Annotated in this window: 13 protein-coding genes and 2 pseudogenes; 5 read left to right on the plus strand and 10 right to left on the minus strand. The window is 39.1% G+C overall.

The window, feature by feature from the left end:
* Positions 1–226: 226 nt before the first annotated feature.
* From ACQ7EO_RS18435 to ACQ7EO_RS18460, 6 genes are all read right to left on the minus strand, one after another.
* Entirely contained in the window at positions 227–1,054 is an 828-nt protein-coding gene (locus tag ACQ7EO_RS18435; protein ID WP_434278310.1) for a TatD family hydrolase, read from the minus strand.
* Positions 1,054–2,028: an RsiV family protein gene (locus tag ACQ7EO_RS18440; RefSeq protein WP_034609772.1), complete on the minus strand. Its 975-nt coding sequence runs from the start codon at positions 2,026–2,028 to the stop codon at positions 1,054–1,056. Before ACQ7EO_RS18440 ends, ACQ7EO_RS18435 begins: the two co-directional genes overlap by 1 nt.
* A gap of 226 nt (positions 2,029–2,254) precedes the next feature.
* Positions 2,255–3,022: a hypothetical protein gene (locus ACQ7EO_RS18445; protein WP_434279634.1), complete on the minus strand. Its 768-nt coding sequence runs from the start codon at positions 3,020–3,022 to the stop codon at positions 2,255–2,257.
* Positions 3,023–3,162: 140 nt separating this feature from the next.
* Entirely contained in the window at positions 3,163–4,752 is a 1,590-nt protein-coding gene (locus ACQ7EO_RS18450) for a peptide chain release factor 3 (RefSeq protein WP_004723253.1), read from the minus strand.
* A 327-nt stretch (positions 4,753–5,079) separates the two neighbouring features.
* Positions 5,080–7,155, minus strand: coding sequence for a putative bifunctional diguanylate cyclase/phosphodiesterase (locus tag ACQ7EO_RS18455; RefSeq protein ID WP_034609768.1), 2,076 nt, complete (start codon positions 7,153–7,155; stop codon positions 5,080–5,082).
* A 211-nt stretch (positions 7,156–7,366) separates the two neighbouring features.
* Positions 7,367–9,550 (minus strand): carboxy terminal-processing peptidase, encoded by a 2,184-nt coding sequence (locus tag ACQ7EO_RS18460; protein ID WP_434278311.1) that lies wholly within the window; start codon positions 9,548–9,550, stop codon positions 7,367–7,369.
* 196 nt (positions 9,551–9,746) lie between these two features.
* Here ACQ7EO_RS18460 and nagZ point away from each other — a divergent pair, with 196 nt between their 5' ends.
* Together nagZ and ACQ7EO_RS18470 are read left to right on the plus strand one after the other, a co-directional pair.
* Positions 9,747–10,766, plus strand: a complete 1,020-nt coding sequence (gene nagZ, locus ACQ7EO_RS18465; protein WP_004818920.1) for a beta-N-acetylhexosaminidase — start codon at positions 9,747–9,749, stop codon at positions 10,764–10,766.
* Positions 10,767–11,007: 241 nt separating this feature from the next.
* On the plus strand, positions 11,008–11,853 hold the full coding sequence (locus tag ACQ7EO_RS18470) for a class I SAM-dependent methyltransferase (protein ID WP_434278313.1): 846 nt from the start codon (positions 11,008–11,010) through the stop codon (positions 11,851–11,853).
* Positions 11,854–11,988: 135 nt separating this feature from the next.
* On the opposite strand, the pseudogene ACQ7EO_RS18475 reads toward ACQ7EO_RS18470, so the two are convergent.
* Together ACQ7EO_RS18475 and ACQ7EO_RS18480 are read right to left on the minus strand one after the other, a co-directional pair.
* Positions 11,989–12,210 (minus strand): annotated as a pseudogene (locus tag ACQ7EO_RS18475) (alpha/beta fold hydrolase); the annotation flags it as partial.
* Positions 12,211–12,287: 77 nt separating this feature from the next.
* Positions 12,288–13,335, minus strand: a pseudogene (locus tag ACQ7EO_RS18480) (alpha/beta fold hydrolase); the annotation flags it as partial.
* 303 nt (positions 13,336–13,638) lie between these two features.
* Here ACQ7EO_RS18480 and ACQ7EO_RS18485 point away from each other — a divergent pair.
* From ACQ7EO_RS18485 to pta, 3 genes are all read left to right on the plus strand, one after another.
* On the plus strand, positions 13,639–14,904 hold the full coding sequence (locus ACQ7EO_RS18485; protein WP_434278314.1) for a glutamate-5-semialdehyde dehydrogenase: 1,266 nt from the start codon (positions 13,639–13,641) through the stop codon (positions 14,902–14,904).
* Positions 14,905–15,319: 415 nt separating this feature from the next.
* Entirely contained in the window at positions 15,320–16,537 is a 1,218-nt protein-coding gene (locus tag ACQ7EO_RS18490) for an acetate/propionate family kinase (protein WP_034610100.1), read from the plus strand.
* A gap of 275 nt (positions 16,538–16,812) precedes the next feature.
* The gene (gene pta, locus ACQ7EO_RS18495; RefSeq protein WP_434278317.1) at positions 16,813–18,954 is read left to right on the plus strand and encodes a phosphate acetyltransferase; all 2,142 of its coding nucleotides are present in this window, start codon (positions 16,813–16,815) and stop codon (positions 18,952–18,954) included.
* A 142-nt stretch (positions 18,955–19,096) separates the two neighbouring features.
* Here pta and ACQ7EO_RS18500 read toward each other — a convergent pair whose 3' ends face one another.
* Together ACQ7EO_RS18500 and ACQ7EO_RS18505 are read right to left on the minus strand one after the other, a co-directional pair.
* Positions 19,097–21,307, minus strand: coding sequence for a TonB-dependent receptor (locus ACQ7EO_RS18500; protein ID WP_434278318.1), 2,211 nt, complete (start codon positions 21,305–21,307; stop codon positions 19,097–19,099).
* 280 nt (positions 21,308–21,587) lie between these two features.
* On the minus strand, positions 21,588–22,199 hold the full coding sequence (locus ACQ7EO_RS18505; protein ID WP_434278320.1) for a class I SAM-dependent methyltransferase: 612 nt from the start codon (positions 22,197–22,199) through the stop codon (positions 21,588–21,590).
* Between the last annotated feature and the right edge of the window lie 171 nt (positions 22,200–22,370).

Raw genomic sequence — 22,370 nt, forward strand, 5'->3', positions numbered from 1 at the left:
TAACGTTTGCGACTACGTGTGTTTTTTAGGCGATACTAGGCACGAAATACGAAATTTAGTCATTCTAAATGAGTAGTTCGTAACGACGTAGCGGCAAAAAACACGCTAGTCCCGAAGGGTTGTGGCTAAAATTATCTCAGCCTTCGTTATGAAACTTGAAAATAGTCTCGCTATTCTCTTCGTTTCCTGCCTTGCCTGCTCAATTTTAACCTACAACGCAGGCCATTTATGAAATGGCAACAGACCCTAAGCATTCATGTGAATTTTTCCACAACATCCCTGCCAGCGTTGCTTGATCCATTGCCAAACTTTCTGCTAAACCTGCCAAGACAAAAGGCAAGTTCACTGGTGTATTACGGGTATGCTGCTGGTCAGACGTCTGGCAACACAGTGGTGTCATATCTGGGCAATCGGTTTCTAGCACTAAATGTTCTGCACCAACCGCTTGTACAACTGCATGCAATTTTTTGGCATTTGGATTGGTAATTTGTCCTGTGACACCCAGTTTAAAGCCTAATTTAATAAAGGCTTTTGCTTCCTCTATCCCGCCACTAAAAGCATGTGCAATACCACCATGTTTAAACTGGTGCTGTTTCAACATTGCAAGCACGTCAGCATGAGACTTACGAATATGTAGAAGAATGGGTTTATCGTATTGTTGGGCAAGTTCAATTTGGGCTGAAAAAAAATCTTGTTGTTTTTGAAAAATTTCAGCTTGTTTATGCTGTTTAAGAAACGTGTCTAAGCCGATTTCACCAACCGCAATACAAGCTTCAGTTTTCAGTATATTTTCCAAAGCATTTAAATGCTCTAGACGGTGTTGTTCGATATAAAAGGGATGCAACCCCGGCGCAAGATGGCTACGGGGCGCATTATTTAGCTGATTTAAAAATTGCTGAGTGTCAATCAAATCTTGAAAGCGTTCATATAGAAACCCAATCAAAATCAAATGTTCTACACCCACCTTTTTTGCTTGATACGCCAATTGTTCCCGATCCAGATCAAAATCAGGAACATCAAAATGTGTATGCGTATCAAACAAAGACCAAGGCATTAGGATTTCGCTTTACCACTTGCAACAGGTGTAGAGCTGCTTGGCTGATCAACTTGCATCTCCGCGGGGAAATATTGACTTTTCAGCACGCCTTTTAACTGATCGTAAGGAATCATCAAACGCGGTAAGCCAACAACATAAGGCCCAATATCATATTCACCATATTGTAAAATCAGACCTTGTTTACCCAAATAGAAATTGTCTGATAATGTAAACTTCCACGCCTGTTCATATTCATTGACGCTTTCAGCAAGTTTTGAATCGATAACCCAAGTTTTAAATGCATCATGTGCCAATTTTTCAAATTTAGCTTTTTGATTGGCTTCAATGATTTGATCCAAGCCAACTTGTTTTTTACTCACCAAATCAAAGTTAAAATAGGTTTGCGCAGATGCCCCATGTGCACCGCCTAAATAACTACTGGTATTTAATACCACCGTCGCTAAAGGTTTATCTGAGTTTAAAATTTTAGGACTTAAACTAATCGTGATCTGGCCACTTGCCCCTAATGTTTTAAGCTCTTTATCCATCTCAAGGAATGAATTTGCATAAGGTTGCACCCGCTCTTGCAATTGCTGAACAGGGGTTTTATTGGCTTGCACCTCACTTGCTGAAGCTTGTGAAGCCGTTTGTTGCTGATCTGCATCTTTTTTTGCTTTACTCAATTGCGCGATATCCAGCATTTTATCCAGATTATCAAGAATCGCTTGATCAATCGTTTCATCAACAAAAGCCTGATTACTTTTTAGTCTTTCTATAGAAAACTCAGGGCATGTATTGCCATTACACTCAGGCAGTGTCAATTTTACTTTTTCTGTATCGCCCTGTAATAACATTGATGTATCAGGCACTTGAGATGCAGCACTTTGATCAACTGTTGGTTCTGCTTTTTTCGAGTCAGATTTTTGACATGCAGTTAACCCTAAAGTGATCACCAGAATTGAAAGCGCTAAAGTACTTTTTTGATTTAACATTTCACAAACCTATCCAACGAATCAAGCCAAGATTTTTTAATCTCTATATTCATTAGCCTATTCTTCTCTATACAAATCCTCAATCAAAATTTGTATGAAAATTGAAGCGTTATTGCAATACGTGGCCCTAGTTTATTGATCGCTGAGTCAATTCAACAAGGACCAATGATCTTAACCGCTCTGCTTTAGAATCCCGCTAAAATTGGCAGAATGATCAGAATACTCCTTAGAACATGCGTTGATACACTTCAGGCTTGAATATTTTTTGCGTCTGTTCTTTGCTCAAATAAATATCCAACTGGGTACCATCTTCGACAATTTCATTGGCGCGATAATGTAAGCCAACACCTTCACCATCAAAGAACCAATCGGCTTGCCCCCAATATAACTTTTTAGGCGCATTTTTTTTCACATCACTATTTTGCTTTTCCAACCATTCTGCATATTTTTCTTGGACCCAAGTATTCAGTTGGTTCTGATGTTTGGCATCAATCACATCTAAGATACTTAAGCTTTTCTTCAATTTCCGGTCAGCAACAAAAAAGTATTGTCGTTCTTTGATACTGACATCCGCTTGTAAACTATTGACTGAAACTTGCAACAAAACATACTGATTACGTTGTGAAGCCATACGCGTTTGCATATGCAGTTCAAAGGCTTTATTTTTCGGGAACTCTTCTTGCCAAGTATCTGACTTTTTGACAAAAGCATTAATGGCCTGTTGTAAGGTCATATTCTGTTTTAAATCAATCTGTGCCTGAATCACGCTGGACTGACTATTTGCAATCCACTGATTTAACCAATTGTCTTGGGTTTTAATGGTTTGAATATCAATTTCAATGCAATTGTTCTTTTCACAAAACGGTAAGGCATAATCAGCTTTGGTTTCTTGAATATTTAAATAAGGTAAGACTTCAGCGGCTTCTTGTTTGGGTTGTAATACAGAACCATCTTTGTCCTGATCTTTTTTAGAATCACATGCAACCAAAACCATTGTACTTAAGCAAAGCACTGAAATTATTTTTTTTGAAAATTGCACTGCATAAATCCCTTTGGACAAAAAGCATTGTATTTTGATACAAAAACAGCTTCACAAGGAAGCTGTTTTTACATTTTGCAATAAGTTAGCTGAACTTAATGCTCACGTGTAGAACGGAATTGAATATCCGGATAACGCTCTTGCATTAATTGTAGATTCACTCGGCTTGGTGCGAGATAAGTTAAATGCCCACCACCATCGACAGAAAGTTGGTCATGTGCCTTTTTCTTAAATTCATTAAATTTCTTTTCATCATCACAAGAAACCCAACGCACTGTGTTGATGTTCACTGGCTCATAAATACAATCTACTTTGTATTCTTCTTTCAAACGATACGCCACCACATCAAACTGAAGTACACCTACAGCCCCAACAATCAAGTCATTGTTGATTTGCGGCATAAACACCTGCGTTGCACCTTCTTCTGAAAGCTCTTTTAAACCCTTTTGCAATTGTTTAGATTTCAATGGATCTTTTAAGCGTACACGGCGGAACATTTCAGGTGCAAAGTGTGGAATCCCCGTAAAATGGAGTTTTTCACCTGAAGTGAATGTATCACCAATCTGGATCGTACCGTGGTTATGTAAACCAATGATATCGCCAGGCCAAGCTTCTTCAAGTTGCTCACGTTCACCGGCAAGGAATGTCAATGCATCACTGATACGCACATCTTTACCAATGCGCACATGATTCATCTTTAAACCTTTCTCATACTTACCTGAACAGATACGCATGAAGGCAATACGGTCACGGTGTTTTGGGTCCATATTGGCTTGGATTTTAAATACAAATCCACTGAAGCCTTCTTCCGTTGCTTCAACAGTACGTTCATGTGTTGGATGCGCTTTTGGTTGTGGTGCCCACTGAATAAATGCATTTAATACATGGTCAACCGCAAAGTTACCTAACGCTGTACCAAACAATACTGGCGTTTGACGACCTGCTAAAAACTCCGCTGGATCTAGCGGATCATTCGCCATTTGCACCAACTCTAAAGACTCTTCAAATGAAGCAAAGGCCAGATCACCGACTTTTTCACGAATGTCTGGATAGTCATAGCCATCACGAATTTCAATATCTGTAATGGTCGAACCAAAACCCGCTTTATATACATAAAGCTTATTTTCAATGATGTTATATACGCCTGCGAAGTCACGCCCCATACCCAATGGCCAAGTAATCGGCACACAACGGATTTTAAGCACGTTTTCAATTTCATCAAGCAATTCTAATGGCTCACGGATTTCACGGTCCATTTTGTTGACGAAAGAAATGATCGGGGTATCGCGCATACGACACACTTCCATCAATTTGATGGTCCGTTCCTCGACCCCTTTTGCACCATCAATCACCATCAATGCTGAGTCAACGGCAGTTAAAGTACGATAAGTATCTTCAGAAAAGTCTTCATGTCCTGGTGTATCAAGTAAATTGATGACATGATTTTTATAAGGGAACTGCATGACTGAGGTGGTAATCGAAATACCACGCTCTTTTTCCATTTCCATCCAGTCAGATGTCGCAGAACGGTCTGACTTTCGACTTTTAACCATACCTGCAACTTGGATTGCTTTACCCCACAACAACAGTTTTTCTGTCATTGTGGTTTTACCAGCATCGGGGTGGGAAATAATAGCGAAGGTACGTCGCTGAGCGACTTGCGCCGCTAATTCATCTTTAAACATAAAAAATCTACAATATGTACACAGTTATGTACACATTTATAAATATGTACTTGAACTGGAAAATGGGAATTCAAAAATTGGCGATATTGTATCAGATTTAGCGTCGTTTTTAACGATTGTTGCTATATCATTAAGCACTTTGATCGCACAGACATCGCAAAAATTCCAGAAAGAGGATGAGCGATACAGACGACAAGCAAATGGTTTTAAAGATCAACATAGATCTCAATATACAGTGGCGATGATTAAGTAAAACGCGATTATGCTCAGCTTAAACCTCGTTTGAATGATCGTGCTAGGTCTTTAGCTGGCTGAATATTTTTATATCTAAGGTATGGCTTTAACCATACTATAATTGGTTTCCAAACGGTCTACAGGTAACGGCATGCCTAACAAATAACCTTGTAATTGCTGGCAACCTAAACGTTTAAGAATCTGCGCCTGCTGTTCAGTTTCAACGCCTTCTGCCGTCACCACCAGACCCAAACGAATCGCCAAATGAATAATACTTTCTAAAATGATTTGTTCTTTTGAACCTTCACACAAATTACGGATAAATTCTCGATCTATTTTTAATTCATCTACAGGTAAATCTTTTAAATACAAGAAACTCGAATGCCCCGTCCCAAAATCATCAATTGCCAATCGGATACCTAAATTTCTTAATTTCTCAAAGGTTTGAATACTGTCATCAATATGATGCATCGCTGTAGATTCAGTAATTTCAATAATTAAATTACCATTTTTGACATGGTATTTTTGAATCAATTTTTCTAAAGTTTCAATCAAATGTTTATGTTCAAATTGTACTGCTGAAAGATTTACGGCGATGGGACCAAAAGCATATTTTTTATCTTCCCATTCTTGAATTTGCTTACATGCTTTCTCTAAGGCCCAATAGCCCATACGAATAATCAGCCCCGTTTGCTCAGCGCCATCAATAAACATACTCGGGGCTAACAAGCCTAGGGTTGGATGCTTCCAACGGATTAAAGCTTCTACCCCACAAATTTGGTAGTCCGCAGTGAATTTAGGTTGATAAAATAGAATAAATTGTTGTTCTTCAACTGCTTTATATAAATCATTGATGAGTTTAGATTGACTTCGACTTTGGTGTTGTTGGTCTAATGAACTGCTATAAACACTAAAAGTATTACGCCCCTGCTCTTTAGATTGCATCATGGCGGAGTCAGCATTGATCAATAAATCTTGTAAGTTCTGCCCGTGGTCGGGGAAAAATACGATGCCAATACTGGCAGAAATATTAATTTCTTTACCTGAGATTTGAAAACCATCTTGTATTTTTTGTAAGAACAATTCGGCAATCTCTTCAGCTTCATTACGATTAGAATCTTCCAGAATCAGAATGAACTCATCTCCACCAATACGAGTGAGTCTTTGCCCATCCTTAAGTAACGGATATAAACGCTGGGCGAGTTTAACCAAAAGCTCATCACCGATATGATGACCAAATGCGTCGTTAACAGATTTAAAGCGGTCTAGATCAATATAAATAAAAGCAATTTTAGACTGTATGTCCTTATAATCTAAAAATAAAGCATCGGTGTATTCAACGAGAAATAATCGGTTTGGAAGTTTAGTCAGATTGTCTTGAAGTGCTAAGTCTTCAAGCTCTTTATTGGCTTGTAATAACTGTAAACTACGTTCTTCTAATCTTCGTTCTAAAATCGCCACACAAAAAGCAGAGACAAGTATTAAACTCGCGACAAAAATAATGGTAAACAATAAAATACCTTGCCCTTCGTGTAGTTGACTTCCAAAATGATTGTCATGCACCGATGAGATCGTTGCTGCTGCCATACCGATATAATGCATTCCCACAATACTGAGTGCGATCATGATTGATACAGCAATTTTATAAAGCATCTTATGATTAAAAGAGTTCTTATATTTAAATGCGAGCCAGAAAGACAATCCTGAACCACTAATCGCGATGATGACAGAGAGCATCACCAAAATAACATCATAATCAACTTGTTGATTTGGAATATCTAGCCCCAGCATGCCGATATAGTGCATTCCAGAAATTCCCAGTCCCATCAACACGCCACCTAAAATCAACCGTACAATTGGCAAAGTCTCTTGAGTGGTGAGCCAAATCGCAAAAGTCGAAGCCATGGCCGCAATAATATAGGAGATCACAGTTAATGTTAAATCAAAGGAATAACCTTGCGGTAGATCACAAGCCAACATTCCGACAAAGTGCATTGCCCAAATGGCGAAGCCAAAAACCATGCCACTTAAACACAAGATAATTTTCTGTAGACGAGGGGTATGTTGGGTAAATATGAGTTGTTCTAATGAAATAGCTACGTAACAGATGATAACTGCAATACATGCAGAACCTATTACGAGATTACTATCATAACTCATATAACTCATAAAAATTTACTTCCAGTAATGAACCTATTTTTGTTATAAGCAACCTCTATATATACAACGCAAAATTGCGAGAAGGTTCACCTTTTTTTAAAGAACGTTCGTTTTACTTAAAATATCACTATCCTATTGAACGTCAAGTTATTTTTTGAATCGAAATAAAAAAAGCATATCCGAGATATGCTTTTTTATTTTACCTAAATAGAATTTTTAGTTATTTACTTGTTAGATGTGCCAAATCTAACAGAACATTGGCAGCCTCATTCACAAAGGTCTCTTCCTCTGGCAATGCCGGACGTTGGTTTACCTTCATTTTCGCTCTTGATTCAGCCAATGCATCCAAACTTGCTTGGTAACTTTCCCAATTTGAATATGGCTTTAATCCTGTTTCAGTGCGACGCTTATTCTCCGCAGCCAATGTTCTTGCTTCAAGTGCCACTAAATCTGCTTTACGTTTATCAATATCTAAAGAGATACGTTTCTGATCTTTGGTTTCTTGAGCAATCGCTTTACGCGTCTCTAAGTATTGGAACTGTGGATCACCTGCCGCACGAACTTTTGATTTTTCACCAAGCTGTGCCACATACGGTTGAATTGATCCTTCACGTTTAAACGGCGCAGTTGGAATCGTATCCCATTTCAAAGCATTTTTAGCTTTACGCTCACCAAACTCTTCATCATAAATATCCACCAGTTTGATATCTGGAATCACACCTTTGTTTTGGGTGCTGCCACCAGTCACACGGTAGAATTTACGTTGCGTTAAGGTTGCTTGACCATAAGCAAGACTATCCAATTGAACTTGTGCAGTCCCTTTACCCGTGGTCGTACTTCCTAAAATTACCGCACGATCGTAATCTTGTAAGGCAGCAGAGTAAATTTCACTGGCAGAAGCCGATGCTAAGTTAACCAAAACAGCCAAAGGTCCTGCATAGGTTTGCGCACCACCGTCGGTGTCTTCAAACACGCTCACATTGCCGTTACCATCACGGATTTGAACCACTGGGCCTTCTTTAATCACTTGCCCAATCATTTTGGCAACTTCTTCTAAAGAACCACCTGGGTTATTACGTAAATCAATAATAATCCCTTCAACATTTTGTGCTGCAAGTGACTTCAATGCTTTATTGGTATCTTCTGAAACGGAACGATATTCAGTCCCTGCACGACGTGCGCGATAGTTCAGATAGAAAGATGGGATTTCTAAAACACCAAACTTATGTTTTTTACCATCACGTGTTAGCTCTACAGTACGTGAACGCACACCCGCATCTTCTTCTTGAATCACATCACGAGTAATGGTCACAACTCGTGCTTGGCTCATAGAAGCGCCTGCAGCCAACAATTTCACTGACACCTTGGTGCCACGTTTACCACGAATCAAGCCGACAATTTCAGAACTTGGCCAACCAATCACGTCGACCATTTTATTGCCATCTTGTGCAACACCAATAATGCGATCACCAGATTTAACCTGTCCGGTCTTACTTGCCGGCCCACCATCTACAATGGTTTCAATCTTGGTATAGTCTTCATTACCACGCTCAGGACGAATCGAAACACCGATACCTTCAAGTTGTAAGGTGGTTTGGCGATTCAACTCCATAGCATCAACAGGTGGGAAATAATTGCTGTGTGGATCGTAGGTCAAGGTCATTGCATTGAGGATACGTTCCAGTACATCATCACTCTTGGTTCGTCCAATACGCTCTAGTTGGCGGGCATACCGCTTGGTGAGTGTTTGAACCGGTGTAAGATCTTCTGATGCTGCCAAATCCTGACCATTGGCCAATGTTGGATCATCTTTCAATGCTTTTTGTTTGGCTTGATCTTCTTGCTTAGCAATAGTGAGATTGATTAATTGCGACACCAGCATCTTACGCCAATAGTTTTGCAACTCGGCTTTGCTGGCAAAGAATTCAGCTTTCTCACGATCTGCATCAATAAATTCATTTGGCTGATTTAAGTTCTGGGTCTTTTTAAGTTCAGCCAATTCAAATTCATAAAATTCTTTTAAACGTGCACGATAATGCGCATGAATCGCAAATGGTCCAGACAAATCGCCTGCTTTTAATTTTGCGCCGAGTGTTGCCCCATATTGCTTTTTATATTGTTCAATTTCTGAAGCTAAAAATAAGGTGTGCTCTGGGTCAAGGCTATCAATATACATGTCGAGAATACGATTTGATGTATTTGCATCTAAACGCATATTCAAATAATGCTGACGGTCAATCAATGTTGCAAGTTGACGTGTCACTAAGGCTTGATCTTGTGAAGGATGAATCGATTGAGACACGTTTGTAGCATTGGTTTCCGCCATTGCCTGATTGATGGTATGGGTAAAGAATAAACCACCTGTTGCAAGTGCTATAGCGCAAGCGAGAGTTTGAATTTTCATAAATTCTTAATACTTCCTTGGGTTTTCCAATTTCTATATCGTTTTTCAATCTGAACTCAACAGTTTCAATATCTTAAACGACTTTATCTGTTTATGTTGTGTAGTTTTAGCATAATCTGTACTGAGTAAGTGTAGCAAATCATTGCAGAAATCGGGTATTGTTTCCCAGTTTATATAAATACAACCGTGGATTCCTATGATCGGCGCATTGATGCTTGATATTGCAGGCACAGAACTTACTCAAGAAGATATTGAACTATTACAAACTCCGCAAGTCGGTGGCATGATTTTATTTTCAAGAAATATAGAATCACCCGCTCAAGTTCGCGCTTTAACCGATCATATGCGCCAAATTCGCCCCGACATTCTTATTGCCGTTGATCAAGAAGGTGGACGAGTACAACGCCTAAAACAAGGCTTTACCCTACTACCAGCCATGGGGCATTTTGGTGAGCTATACTTAACTCAACCTGAAAAAGCCTTAACCCTGGCTGAACAATGTGGTTGGCTCATGGCAATTGAAGTGCTTGCAGTGGGGATTGATTTTAGTTTTGCACCTGTTTTAGATCTGAATGACATTAGTGATGTAATTGGCGATCGTGCCTTTGCAAAAAATGTACAAGATATTGTACCGCTTGCCAGCGCATTTATGAAAGGAATGCAACGTGCGGGTATGGCAACCACAGGAAAACACTTTCCTGGACATGGTTCTGTGAAAGCAGATTCACATGTTGCTGCAGCAATTGATCCACGTGAATACCAAGACATTTATAACAAGGATATGCAAAGCTTTATTCAGCTACAAACCCAGCTGGATGCACTGATGCCTGCACATGTGATTTATGAAAAAGTAGATCCAAATCCTGCTGGTTTTTCACCTTACTGGATTCAAACGATTTTACGCCAAGAGCTTCAATTTGATGGTGTGTTATTCTCGGATGATTTAAGCATGCAAGCAGCTTGTGTTGCAGGCGGAGCAGATGCACGTATCCGTGCTGCCCTCGAAGCAGGTTGTGATATGGGCTTGGTGTGTAATAACCGTGAATCGGCATGTATTGCATTGGCTGGGATCGAAAACTTACCTTTGCCAAATCAAGCACGTTTAGAACGTATGCGTGGCAAAATTCCACAGATCAGTATTGATGAAACATTTGATCTTGGAAATGAATGGCAAGCTGTCAAAAAAGTCATTGAAGAATTTAAAAATTCACTTTAAAACCAATAGAGAGCTATCCATAGGATATTGCGCTAGATAACTCAATTTTCCTGCCCCCTCTTGATGACAAGCTGGGGCAAATCTCCAGCCTTTTATGATTAAAGAGATTTAAACAATCCTCCTTTCAACAGGAGGGTTGCAAAGGATCAAAAAAGACGACGAAGCAAAATTAAATTTTTAGTTGTGTTTTAATTGCTTTTCATCATGACCCCATTAGAAAAAATAAAAGTTAAGGATAACCATGTCAGACCAGCAACTTTCCAAGCACCGCCATATTTCATTTACAGCCCATTACACAGGCTATATTTGGTATCAAATGGGCATTTCTCATCCCTTATTTGCCACATCCAAAGGTAAAACTTTGGCTATGATTGCCCACCCAATAGAAAGTTGGGGAGAAAAATATGTCGGTGGCAGTATGCGTACCACACTCAAGCAACGTCATACCATGTTGGATGAGCGCTTAGCTGAACTGATTGAACAGTCTCCAGACTTACAAGTATTGGAAATAGCCGCGGGGCTGTCACCCAGAGGCTGGTGGTTTAGACAACATTATCCCTTGATTGATTATCGTGAATTAGATTTACCCGATATGGCAAAAACCAAGCAAACGGCGCTTAAGCAAATTGATCACAAGAGCCCAGATGTGTTGTCTGTCGACTTATTTACAGAGGATTTTAAAAAAGCCTTTAAGGTATTTGATCCACAACGACCACTCGTCGTGATCAGTGAAGGTTTAATTAACTACTTCACCAAAGAACTGTTACAACAATTGATTCAATCGATTGCCCATTATGGGCAAGACTTTAACAGTCTGCATTATCTCACCGACCTTTACCCTGAACCGGTAAAAAACAAATTGGCAAAAGTGATTTGGAACAGCAGCAAGCTGTTAAAAGTCATGTCACGAAGTGCTTTTACTTTTCACTTTGTCACACCAGAACAAGTCAGAAATTTTATCTATCAAGCTGGTTTTCAAAAAGTTGACGTGATTCAGCCTCGTGTCTATTTCAATACAGATTCAACTGAATACAATGCTGAAGAGCATCTCGGTGATTTGGTGTGGATGATTGATGCACAACGCTAAAGCAATCATGTATTGAGATTTCGAGACTTAAATCCTTCGAAACATAAACACTTCGAGATTTAAATACTTCAATTCTTAGAAATAAAAAAACCAGTCCAAAAGACTGGTTTTTTAACAGATCAATATATCAAAAGCTTAAGCCACCGCGCCTTCTTGCGCTATACATAACTGCACTGCTTGAGTCTGGCGTGCAATAAACCGTAATAAGCGATCTGCATTTTCAAAGCTACCATGCTTAAATAGTGCGCGAACACCAGCTGCAGAGGTTTCAAAAATCAAACATTCAATCGCAAACTCACCTTCATCATCACTTAAATTTAAAGCCAAATCACGTGTATGTTGATTTACAAAAGCTAAATCTTGTTGATGATCAAGACGCATCAATAAACCAAAGTAATTTAAATCAACCACCTCAACCTGAATCACTTTATTTGAATGGCGATGTGTCAACTGACGATGTGGATCAAGCACTTGAATACGATTTTCACCACGACGCTCGATATGCTGCATTTGTTCCCGTGTGAAATTGACAATCCCATCCAGCCCTTGGATCGACCCACCTTTTAAGTAAGTGGTGAATAAAGTCATGGTTTCTTTACGGCGTTGTAATTGAGGAACATGATCGGCATTGGCAATCATTGCAAACTGCATATCTGGGCATTGCAAAGCAAAGTTTGCATTTTCATGAGGTAAGGTAAAACTGTCGTATTGACCACATGCCACCAGTGTATTCACTTGAGGAACCGGTACATGGCTTAAGCGTAATAGACGATTACAATTGATTTCATAACGTTCTTGTTCAGTATTTGAAAACTCAGCCATTTGCTTAAAGAATAATCTTTTGGCTGTGGGCGACATACGCGTTTTATCGAGCTTGGCATGATTGACTAAATACAAAATCACGGCCTGACCAAACTCGCCCATACGTTGCTCTTTCATCAACATCAATGATTCTTCTAACAACATGCGCCAGCTTTTACGGGTTTCTTGCATCACCCCCATCAAGATCATTTTCTCGACCAGTTCAGGGCGTTGATCAACAAAAAATGAAGCAATCACAGAACCTAAAGAAATCCCCACCACAGCAACTTTTTCAATCGCGACAATATCAAGCCACTGTCCCAACATACGAGAAAGATCAGGTAATTCTAATGTCCCCGCAGATAAACCAGAGTCGATATTGGTGATTTGTTGATTGGCGCCCATAGAGGGCAAATCAATCAAAATGACTGGGCCACTTTCAAAGAACTGCTCAACACAATACTTATATGAGTTAAAGTTTTGGAACGCTCCGCCCACAATCACAATCGGTGTATTGTGAATTGTTCGTGGATCCGCGATCGCCATATACTCAATTTTCCAGCCATCAATCCAAGTTGTTCTTGGCTCCTGCTTAAAACTGTTTTTGTGGTATATGTCGAAAAAACCAAAGCTTGATAAAGATTGGTGTGATTCTGTGTCCATTTGGATAATGGAATTCATATCCTTCCTCCATCCTTGCTTTATTCTTTTAATATGCAAGATTTTGACCCGCATTATTCTTTCAAATTCGTGATACGTATGAATTCTGTATCACATCAATGTCCTTATTGTTTCATTCTTACAGATGTGTGATTTATACGCAATCGCTAAATTGACCGTTTATCCAGTTTAAATGGCAAAAGATTTTGCAAGATATTTAACGCTTCAACGCTGCAAAATAAGTTTATTTCAGTGAAATACTTCCTTGGCTTTACTTAGACTGCTACTATCAAAGGGAAATTTTTAATGATCAAATAAACTGCTATGCAAGACTCAATTGAACAGTATATGCAAACTGTAGGGAAGCAAGCACGCCAAGCCGCTAGTGTTTTGGCAGGCGCAACTACACTTGCAAAAAATAATGCCTTATCTGCGATTTATACTGCTTTGGAAAATAGTCAACCGCAAATCTTGGCCGCCAACCAAATTGACATAAACAAAGGTCGTGACAATCAATTGGATAGTGCTTTACTTGATCGTTTAGAACTCAACCCCACACGCTTTAAAGGGATGTTACAAGGCTTAAAAGATGTCATCAGCCTTGTCGATCCGATTGGTGAAATCACGGATCTTGCTTTCCGTCCGACAGGTATTCAGATTGGTAAAATGCGCGTGCCTTTAGGTGTGGTCGGTATGATTTATGAATCACGCCCAAACGTTACCCTTGAAGCTGCCTCACTTGCGTTAAAATCTGGCAATGCCATCATTTTACGTGGTGGCTCTGAAGCATTGAATTCAAATCAAGCAATTGCTGAAGCTATCCAACATGGTTTAAAAGCAGCGGGCTTACCTGAAACTTGTGTACAAGTGATTAACACTACTGACCGTGCTGCCGTGGGTCAATTGATTACTATGTCTGAATATGTCGATGTCATCGTACCTCGTGGTGGTAAAGGCTTGATTGAACGCATTACCAATGAAGCAACCATTCCTGTGATTAAACATCTTGATGGAAACTGTCATGTTTTTGTTGAGGCGCAGGCGGATCTACATAAAGCACTTCCTATCGCATTAAACTCAAAAACACATCGTTATGGTGTGTGTAATGCAATGGAAACATTGTTGGTTGATGAAAAAATTGCGGAAGAGTTTTTACCCCGTATCGCTGAGCTTTATGCAGAAAAAAACGTTGAATTACGTGGCTGTATCAATGTTCAAAAAATCTTAGGCAATGCTGTAAAACCAGCCAGTGAAGAAGATTGGTATGAAGAATATCTAGGTCCAATCTTGGCAGTGAAAATTGTGACGGGGATTGAAGAAGCCATTCAACATATTAACAAATATGGCTCACATCATACCGATGCAATCATCACTGAAAACTTTAGCTTAGCGCGTCAATTCTTAACCCGTGTAGATTCAAGTTCAGTTATGGTCAATGCTTCGACGCGTTTTGCTGATGGTTTCGAATACGGTTTAGGTGCTGAAATTGGTATTTCTACCGATAAAATTCATGCCCGTGGTCCAGTCGGTCTTGAAGGTTTAACCTCGCAAAAATGGATTGTTTTAGGCGATGGTCAAATTCGTCATTGATTCCAAGCTTGAATAACTCGACTCAGCATTTATCTCAAACATAAGTGCTGAGTTTTTATTTTTAATGCACAGTAAAAACATCAATCAATTTAAAATTTTGATAAAAAATATGTGCTTATCTTTTAGAAAAACGCAAAGATTGCCTTTGGATAGGACAAGATTATTTACAAGAAATTATAGAATGCAGATAGATTAAAACAACAATGAGTGATAATTTTTAACAATCAATTGATAAATATTAATTATTAATCAATATCAGGTCGATAGTCCAAAAGTCTAATCACCTAAAGTCTATCTAGGACAAAAAAACTACACATGGTACAACATGACTGCTGATCTAATTTGCCCTTTATAAACAAGCATAATCAGATCAATCAGGATGACTTTTTTAAATTATAATTTCGGGTATTCAAACGTGTCTACATCAGTATTAGTAATTAACTGCGGATCTTCATCAATCAAATATGCGCTTGTTTCTGAACGTCGTGAAGATCGAATCTTTGGTTTAGCAGAAAACCTAGGCTCTGCTGATGCACGTATTAAAGGAATCACGGCGGGCAATCAACCGCTTGAGCTTTCAATTCCCTATGCAGACCATGAAAAAGCTTTAGAAACCATCTTAGGGCGTTTATCACAGTATAAACCTCAAGCCATTGGACACCGTGTTGTTCATGGCGGTACCTTAACCAAAGCTGAGTTATTGACGCCTGAAATTGTAGAAAAAATTCGTGAAGCAACACCACTTGCACCACTGCATAACCCTGCTCATTTAGTCGGTATCGATGCGACAATGCGTCTATTCCCGGAATTACCGCAAGTTGCCGTATTTGATACAGCATTCCATCAAACCATGCCTGCACATGCATATCGTTATGCTTTACCAAAGTTCCTGTATACACAACACAATGTTCGTCGTTATGGTTTCCATGGTACCAGTCATGCCTATGTTTCTGAACGTGGTTCTGAACTTGCGGGGAGCTATAAACATGGCGGTTGGTTAACAGCACACTTAGGCAATGGTAGCTCCACTTGCGCCATTTGGAATGGTCAAAGTGTCGATACCTCCATGGGACTGACTCCGCTTGAAGGTGTGGTTATGGGTACCCGTAGTGGTGATGTTGATCCAAGTATTCATAGTTTTCTTGCTTCAAATCTGGGCTGGGACATCTATAAAATTGATAAAATGCTGAACAGTGAATCAGGCTTACTGGGCTTATCAGATCTTTCAAATGATATGCGCACCTTGATTGAAGCCTCAGAACAAGGCAATGAAGATGCGACTTTGGCGATTGAAGTATTCTGTTATCGTTTAGCCAAATCACTTGCGGCATTAAGCTGCGGTTTACCACGTATCGATGGCCTGTTCTTTACTGGCGGTATTGGTGAAAACTCTGCCTATATTCGTGAAAAAACGATCGCTTACTTACCACACTTCGGTTTCAACCTCAGCAAAGAACAGAATGATGGTTTAAAACGTGGTACAGAAGGTCGAATTGATGCTGGAACAGGTCCTCAAATTTGGGTCATACCAACCGATGAAGAAGGTCGTATTGCTAAAGAAACCGTTCATGTTGTAGAACACGAGGTACAACAGGCCGCAAAAAAGCCTGAATCTGATATTGCGACAGCTTAAGCTGTCGTAAGTTTTGTACGAGCTTTGGGTATACCTGTTGAAATAGCAGCATACTCAAGCTCGTTATTACAATTGATCTTGACCAGATTTTGATATAAAGCTGTTTTGTAATCGCTTAAGCTGGCATAAATATATAAACCAGCCTTGTAGATAAATATCGTTTTGCGATCACTGTATACACCACCAAAAAGATGTTGAGTGAAGCAGATGATTTGAGATATTCATCTTCAATTTATCCATGAATTCACATATTTTTACTGATTAAAGAATCGTCTATGAAAACAATTTTATTGGTTCCAACTGGGGAAGGCGTAGGTTTAACGTCTGCGTGTTTAGGTTTAGTCTATGCATTGGAATGCCAAGGCGTTAAAGCAGGCTTTGTAAAACCATTTTCACAAGAATTAGTTGCTGAACCAGACCGCACCACTGCGCTTTACCGTCATATCTCAAAATTAGATACGGTTGAACCGATAGCTTATACAAAAATCACACAACAGCTCAATGATGGTGAAACTGATGAGCTCCTTGAAGAAGCGGTCAGCTTACAACGCCAAATTGCAAAGTCCCATGACATTGTGATTGTAGAAGGCTTAGTCCCTACTGCACGTGATGCTTTTGCCAGTGATTTAAATGCCTCTTTGGCGCAAGCTTTGGATGCCAAGGTTATCTTTGTCAGTAATGCCAATATCGAAAAACCAGAACAAACTGCTGAAAAAGTTGAAGCACAAGTACGTAATTTTGGTGGTGCATCATCATCGCGTAATGCAGGCGTACTGTTTATGCGTACCCGTGGTCTACCGGCAGAATCTGCACAAATTCCGGTGACCATTGATCCAAGCTTACGTTTAGTTGCAGATACTGAAAAATTTAAAACTGAAATTCAAAAAACTCATGCACACATCGGCTCAGCAACATTTCCAATTATTGGCTTAGTTCCATTCAGTGACACCTTGAGTGTGCCTCGCATCTCAGACTTAGCAAAACAAATTCAAGCCACGTGGATTAATCAGGGCAAAGCCAACACACGCCGTGTATTGCACAGCAGCTTAATTGCTTCAAATATTGAACATGAACTACAAAAATTCGTTGCAGGTGAACTGATTATCAGTGCTTCTGATCGTATTGATGTGTTATTGGCCAGTAGTTTAGCCACCAGCAATGGCATTCCACTCGCAGGTTTGGTTTTAACTGAACACCATGAGCCAAATCCATTGGTTTTAGAGTTCTGCCAGGCTGCAATCAAAAATGGTCTACCGATTTTACATACACCACTCAGTACCTTTGAAACAGCACAGCAACTTGCCAATCTAAGCAATGAAATTCCTGTGGATGATACTGAACGTGCTGATCAAGTGACCCGCTTCGTTTCAAGCCATATTGATCCAAAATGGTTGACCCAGATGTTAAATGGTGACTATAAACCGCGTTTATCCCCTTCTGCATTCCGTCATGAATTGGTACAAAAATCTATTGCTGCAAAAAAACGTATTGTACTGCCTGAAGGCGATGAGCCACGTACCATTCAAGCCGCAGCAATTTGTCAATCTCGTGGTATTGCGCAATGTGTATTGTTAGCAAAACCTGAAGCGGTACTCGAAGTCGCCAAAGCACGTAATATTGAACTTCCTGTGGATTTAGAAATTATTGATCCAGATCTGATTCGTGAAAACTACGTGACCCAAATGGTTGAATTACGTAAAGGTAAACTTAACGAATTACAAGCACGTGAACAACTGCAAGATACTGTGGTACTCGGTACGATGATGCTGGCACTTGATCAAGTCGATGGACTGGTTTCTGGTGCTGTGCACACCACCGCCAATACGGTGCGCCCTGCATTTCAGCTGATCAAAACTGCACCAGAATACTCCTTAGTCTCTTCAATCTTCTTTATGCTACTGCCAGACGAAGTTTATGTATACGGTGATTGCGCGATCAACCCTGATCCAGATGCTGAGCAATTGGCAGAGATTGCAATTCAATCTGCAGATTCGGCAAAAGCATTTGGTATTGATCCACGTATTGCCATGATTTCCTATTCAACCGGTACTTCAGGTGCAGGTGCGGAAGTTGAAAAAGTTGCAAAAGCCACGGAAATTGCCAAACAACGTCGTCCAGATTTACTGATTGATGGCCCTTTACAATATGATGCTGCATCTGTTGAAAGTGTTGGACGCTCTAAAGCACCAGACTCTCAAGTTGCTGGGCGTGCCAATGTATTTATCTTCCCAGATCTCAATACAGGCAATACCACCTATAAAGCAGTTCAACGCTCGGCTAATGTGGTCAGTGTTGGTCCAATGCTGCAAGGTTTAAATAAACCTGTAAATGACTTGTCGCGTGGTGCATTGGTAGATGATATTGTCTTTACCATTGCATTAACGGCGATTCAGTCAGAACAACAAGCTGCACATTAATGCTGATCTGCTAGACATAAAAAACCACCCAAATATCGGGTGGTTTTTTTATAATATACTGACTGAAATTTATACTAATATCCCCATCGATTCAATTGCTATCATGACAATCAGACCGCTTTATTTTCGATGAGATTAAAGCTTAGAAGAAATAGTTCACGCGAAATAAATAATTACGCGGAGTACCTGGCATAGCGTTTGAACGCCAATATTCTTTATCTGTTAAATTATTCACAGCAATCGTCGCGCCCCATTTATCGTCTTTATAACCAATTGCAGCATCTACACGAGTCCAGTCTGGCATTTTGATCAAATTTTTATCCGTAGTGTAATAAGAACCAACATAGGTCGCCCCTACCTCTCCATACCATTTTTCTGTTGGTAAATAACGAACAAATAAGTTACCTGTATTTTCGGATATTCCAGATAATTTTTTATCTTTTAGACGATCCTCATCTTTTACAGTAGTACGGCTATCATTTTTCCATTTCGCGTCAGTATAGCCATAACCACCTCGTACATAGAGATTATCTAAGACTTGACCAATAAAACTAAACTCTACACCTTGTGATTGTTGCTTCTGCCCCACTTCCCAATCATTCGGTCTGTTCACTGCATCTGGCTGGTAGCGTATATTATTTTTAGTAATATCAAAGATAGAAAGCTGAGTGTTTAAACGACCATCCAACCAATCACTTTTCACTCCAATTTCATATTGCTCATTATATTGAGGTTCAGCATCATACAAGCTTGGATTTATTGTAGTACTCACCCCTAACAATCCTCGACCACCATAGGGTGAGAAGCTTTTACTATAAGAGGTGTAGAAACTTTGACTTTCAATAGGTTGCCAAACAAAACCAATATTTGGACTTACACTATCATCTCGATATGATCGTTTACTTTGATTACGAATATCATTGGTTGCAAAATCATAGCTGTCATAGCGGAGACCTAGCATCATTTTATATTTTTCATTGAATGAGATTAGATCTTGTAGGAAGAAGCTTAATGAAGTTGCATCAGTTTCACTATGTGAAGTCTCTGCTGGGCGTGAACCATTGAGTGTAGACCAACCAGAAGATAAAGAACTATCTGAAGTATTAAATGGATTGACATAACGATAATAAAGCCCCGCCTTGTCACCACTTGAATAATTCCCAAGAATTGGCTCTCTTTTTTCCATTGACCAATCACTACCAAACATAACTTTATGATCTAAAACACCAGTTTTAAACTGTCCTGTAATATCAAAGGTATTCATTAGAGTTTTATTGGTAGTTTGCTGCCAAGCATAGTTTTGACGTATTTTTCCTTGCCAATTACATGTTTTGCCATCGTTTTGTAACCCAGCTGCTGAACACCATGTTCCACCAAAGAAGTTATCGAAATCCTGAAAAGATTCACGCTGACTCAGTGCCCAATGGAATTTCCAATTTGGTGCTAATTCATATTTCAGATCAGTTCTAAATGATTTTGTTTCATCAACAATATTATCATTGCTTCCCGCAAAACCTGTTTTAATGGAAACGCCTGCAGGCAGTTCATTGTAGGCTGGACCACGGTCAGGCGTTCTATTTAAATTATCGTAAGTGAATTCGGTCGTCCAAAGTAGTTTTTCATCATCGCTACGATAAGTAATACTTGGTGACAACATCTCCTGATTAAAGCCGATCCCTGAACGGAAGCTATTGGTATCAGACTTTTCACCAACCAAACGTACAGCCCAGTTATCATTGAGTGCCTTATTAATATCAATGATTCCACCAACATTATCATAAGAACCAACATAAGCTCCAACTGAGCTTTTTGAATCAAAATTGGCAACTTTAGTCACCATATTAATCACACCACCACCTGCACTTCGTCCGTACAATACTGATGCTGGTCCTTTTAAAATTTCAATCCGTTCAACATTGGCAGTACTTCGTCGGAACTGTCCGCTTTCACGAATACCGTCACGATAGATATCATTCGCATCAGCATTAAATCCACGAATAGAGATTCCATCATTTCTTGTATCATAACTGGTTGATACGCCTGGTGTGCCTTGTAACATAACACTCAAATCATTTGCGCCATACAGCTTATATTTAGAAACATCAATTGTATCAATCGTTTGTGGTATATCTTTTTTATCTAAACCATTTCTCGTAACATTGGCTTGTTTATAGTCCACATATGTTTTTATTGGGTCACCATCATTCATTGCTTCAATGACAATCGTGGGAAGCGTTGCTGTACTTTTTTTCTGTTCTTCACTGCTATCTGTATTTGCAAATGTTAGAGAGGAAACGAAAAGTCCTCCCGTCGACAGCATCATTAAAGTTAAGCTTTTTTTAACAAAAGGCATTATTGCACCAAGAAAAATAATGAGAATTATTATCATTATAATATGATTTTTCACTAAAATTTACAATAACACGCTAATTTAACTACAAAATAATGATAGGTAAAAAAATAAACGTGAAAAGTATATTAAATTAGCTAAAATTATTTTTAGTTATTTAGAAATTAAACTAAAAAATAACTTCAATATCCACAATTAAAATATATGAATCTCTTAATTTGAGAATATTAAAATTTTTAGATATTGTTATATTTATTGCTTAATTTATTTTCATCTAGATATTTTATATTCGCTTGGCTAACCAAACAGTATGTCCTGTACAATCACGGTCTTCAGCAATCATCTTTATCACTTCAAAATTATACTTTTTAAATAGTTCGTGGTACTCAGCAGATGCTAAGCTGGCATGATACAGCGCATCACCAAACATCTCTCCAACCGCTTCACCCTGTGATGGTCCACTGGTAAACATTAAAGCAGCGCCAGCTTTTGTATATTGATCAAAAATTTCAAACATATCTCGCTGATCCTGTGGTGTAAGATGAAAAAAGCTATCCCAAGCGAGTATTGCATCAAATTTGCGATTTAAATTTACTGTTCGCATATCAGCTAAAATCCAAGTGTGCTCAGGAAAATTCTGTTTCGCCATTTCAATCATCACATCAGAACTATCAACACCTATCACAGTATTCTCTTGCTCAATCAAATAAGTTGCAATTGGTTTTGCAGAGCCACAGCCCAAGTCAAGAATATGGGAGTGAGCGGGAATTAAAGTTAAAAAGCGATCCAACCACGCTTTTTCATAAAGAAATTCCCCGCGTAATTCAGTCCATGCACGAGCATGCTTTGTATAAATTTCAATAATATTTTCCGCAAGATGCGTATAGTTTTCCATGTTGTTGTTATTTAACCCAAGCTTTTGACTCAATAGAGTATAGAACTTTTCACCCTGTAAAATCTGAAATTTATTTCAATACGGCTTTATCATCATTTATATAAAAAGTAGAAAAGTTGACTTGATCAATCAAAATATAAGCTGAGTTTCTCAAATAAAATCATAAAACTT

The organism is Acinetobacter sp. CE-15 (assembly GCF_051059255.1).
Taxonomy (GTDB): Bacteria; Pseudomonadota; Gammaproteobacteria; order Pseudomonadales; family Moraxellaceae; genus Acinetobacter; species Acinetobacter guillouiae.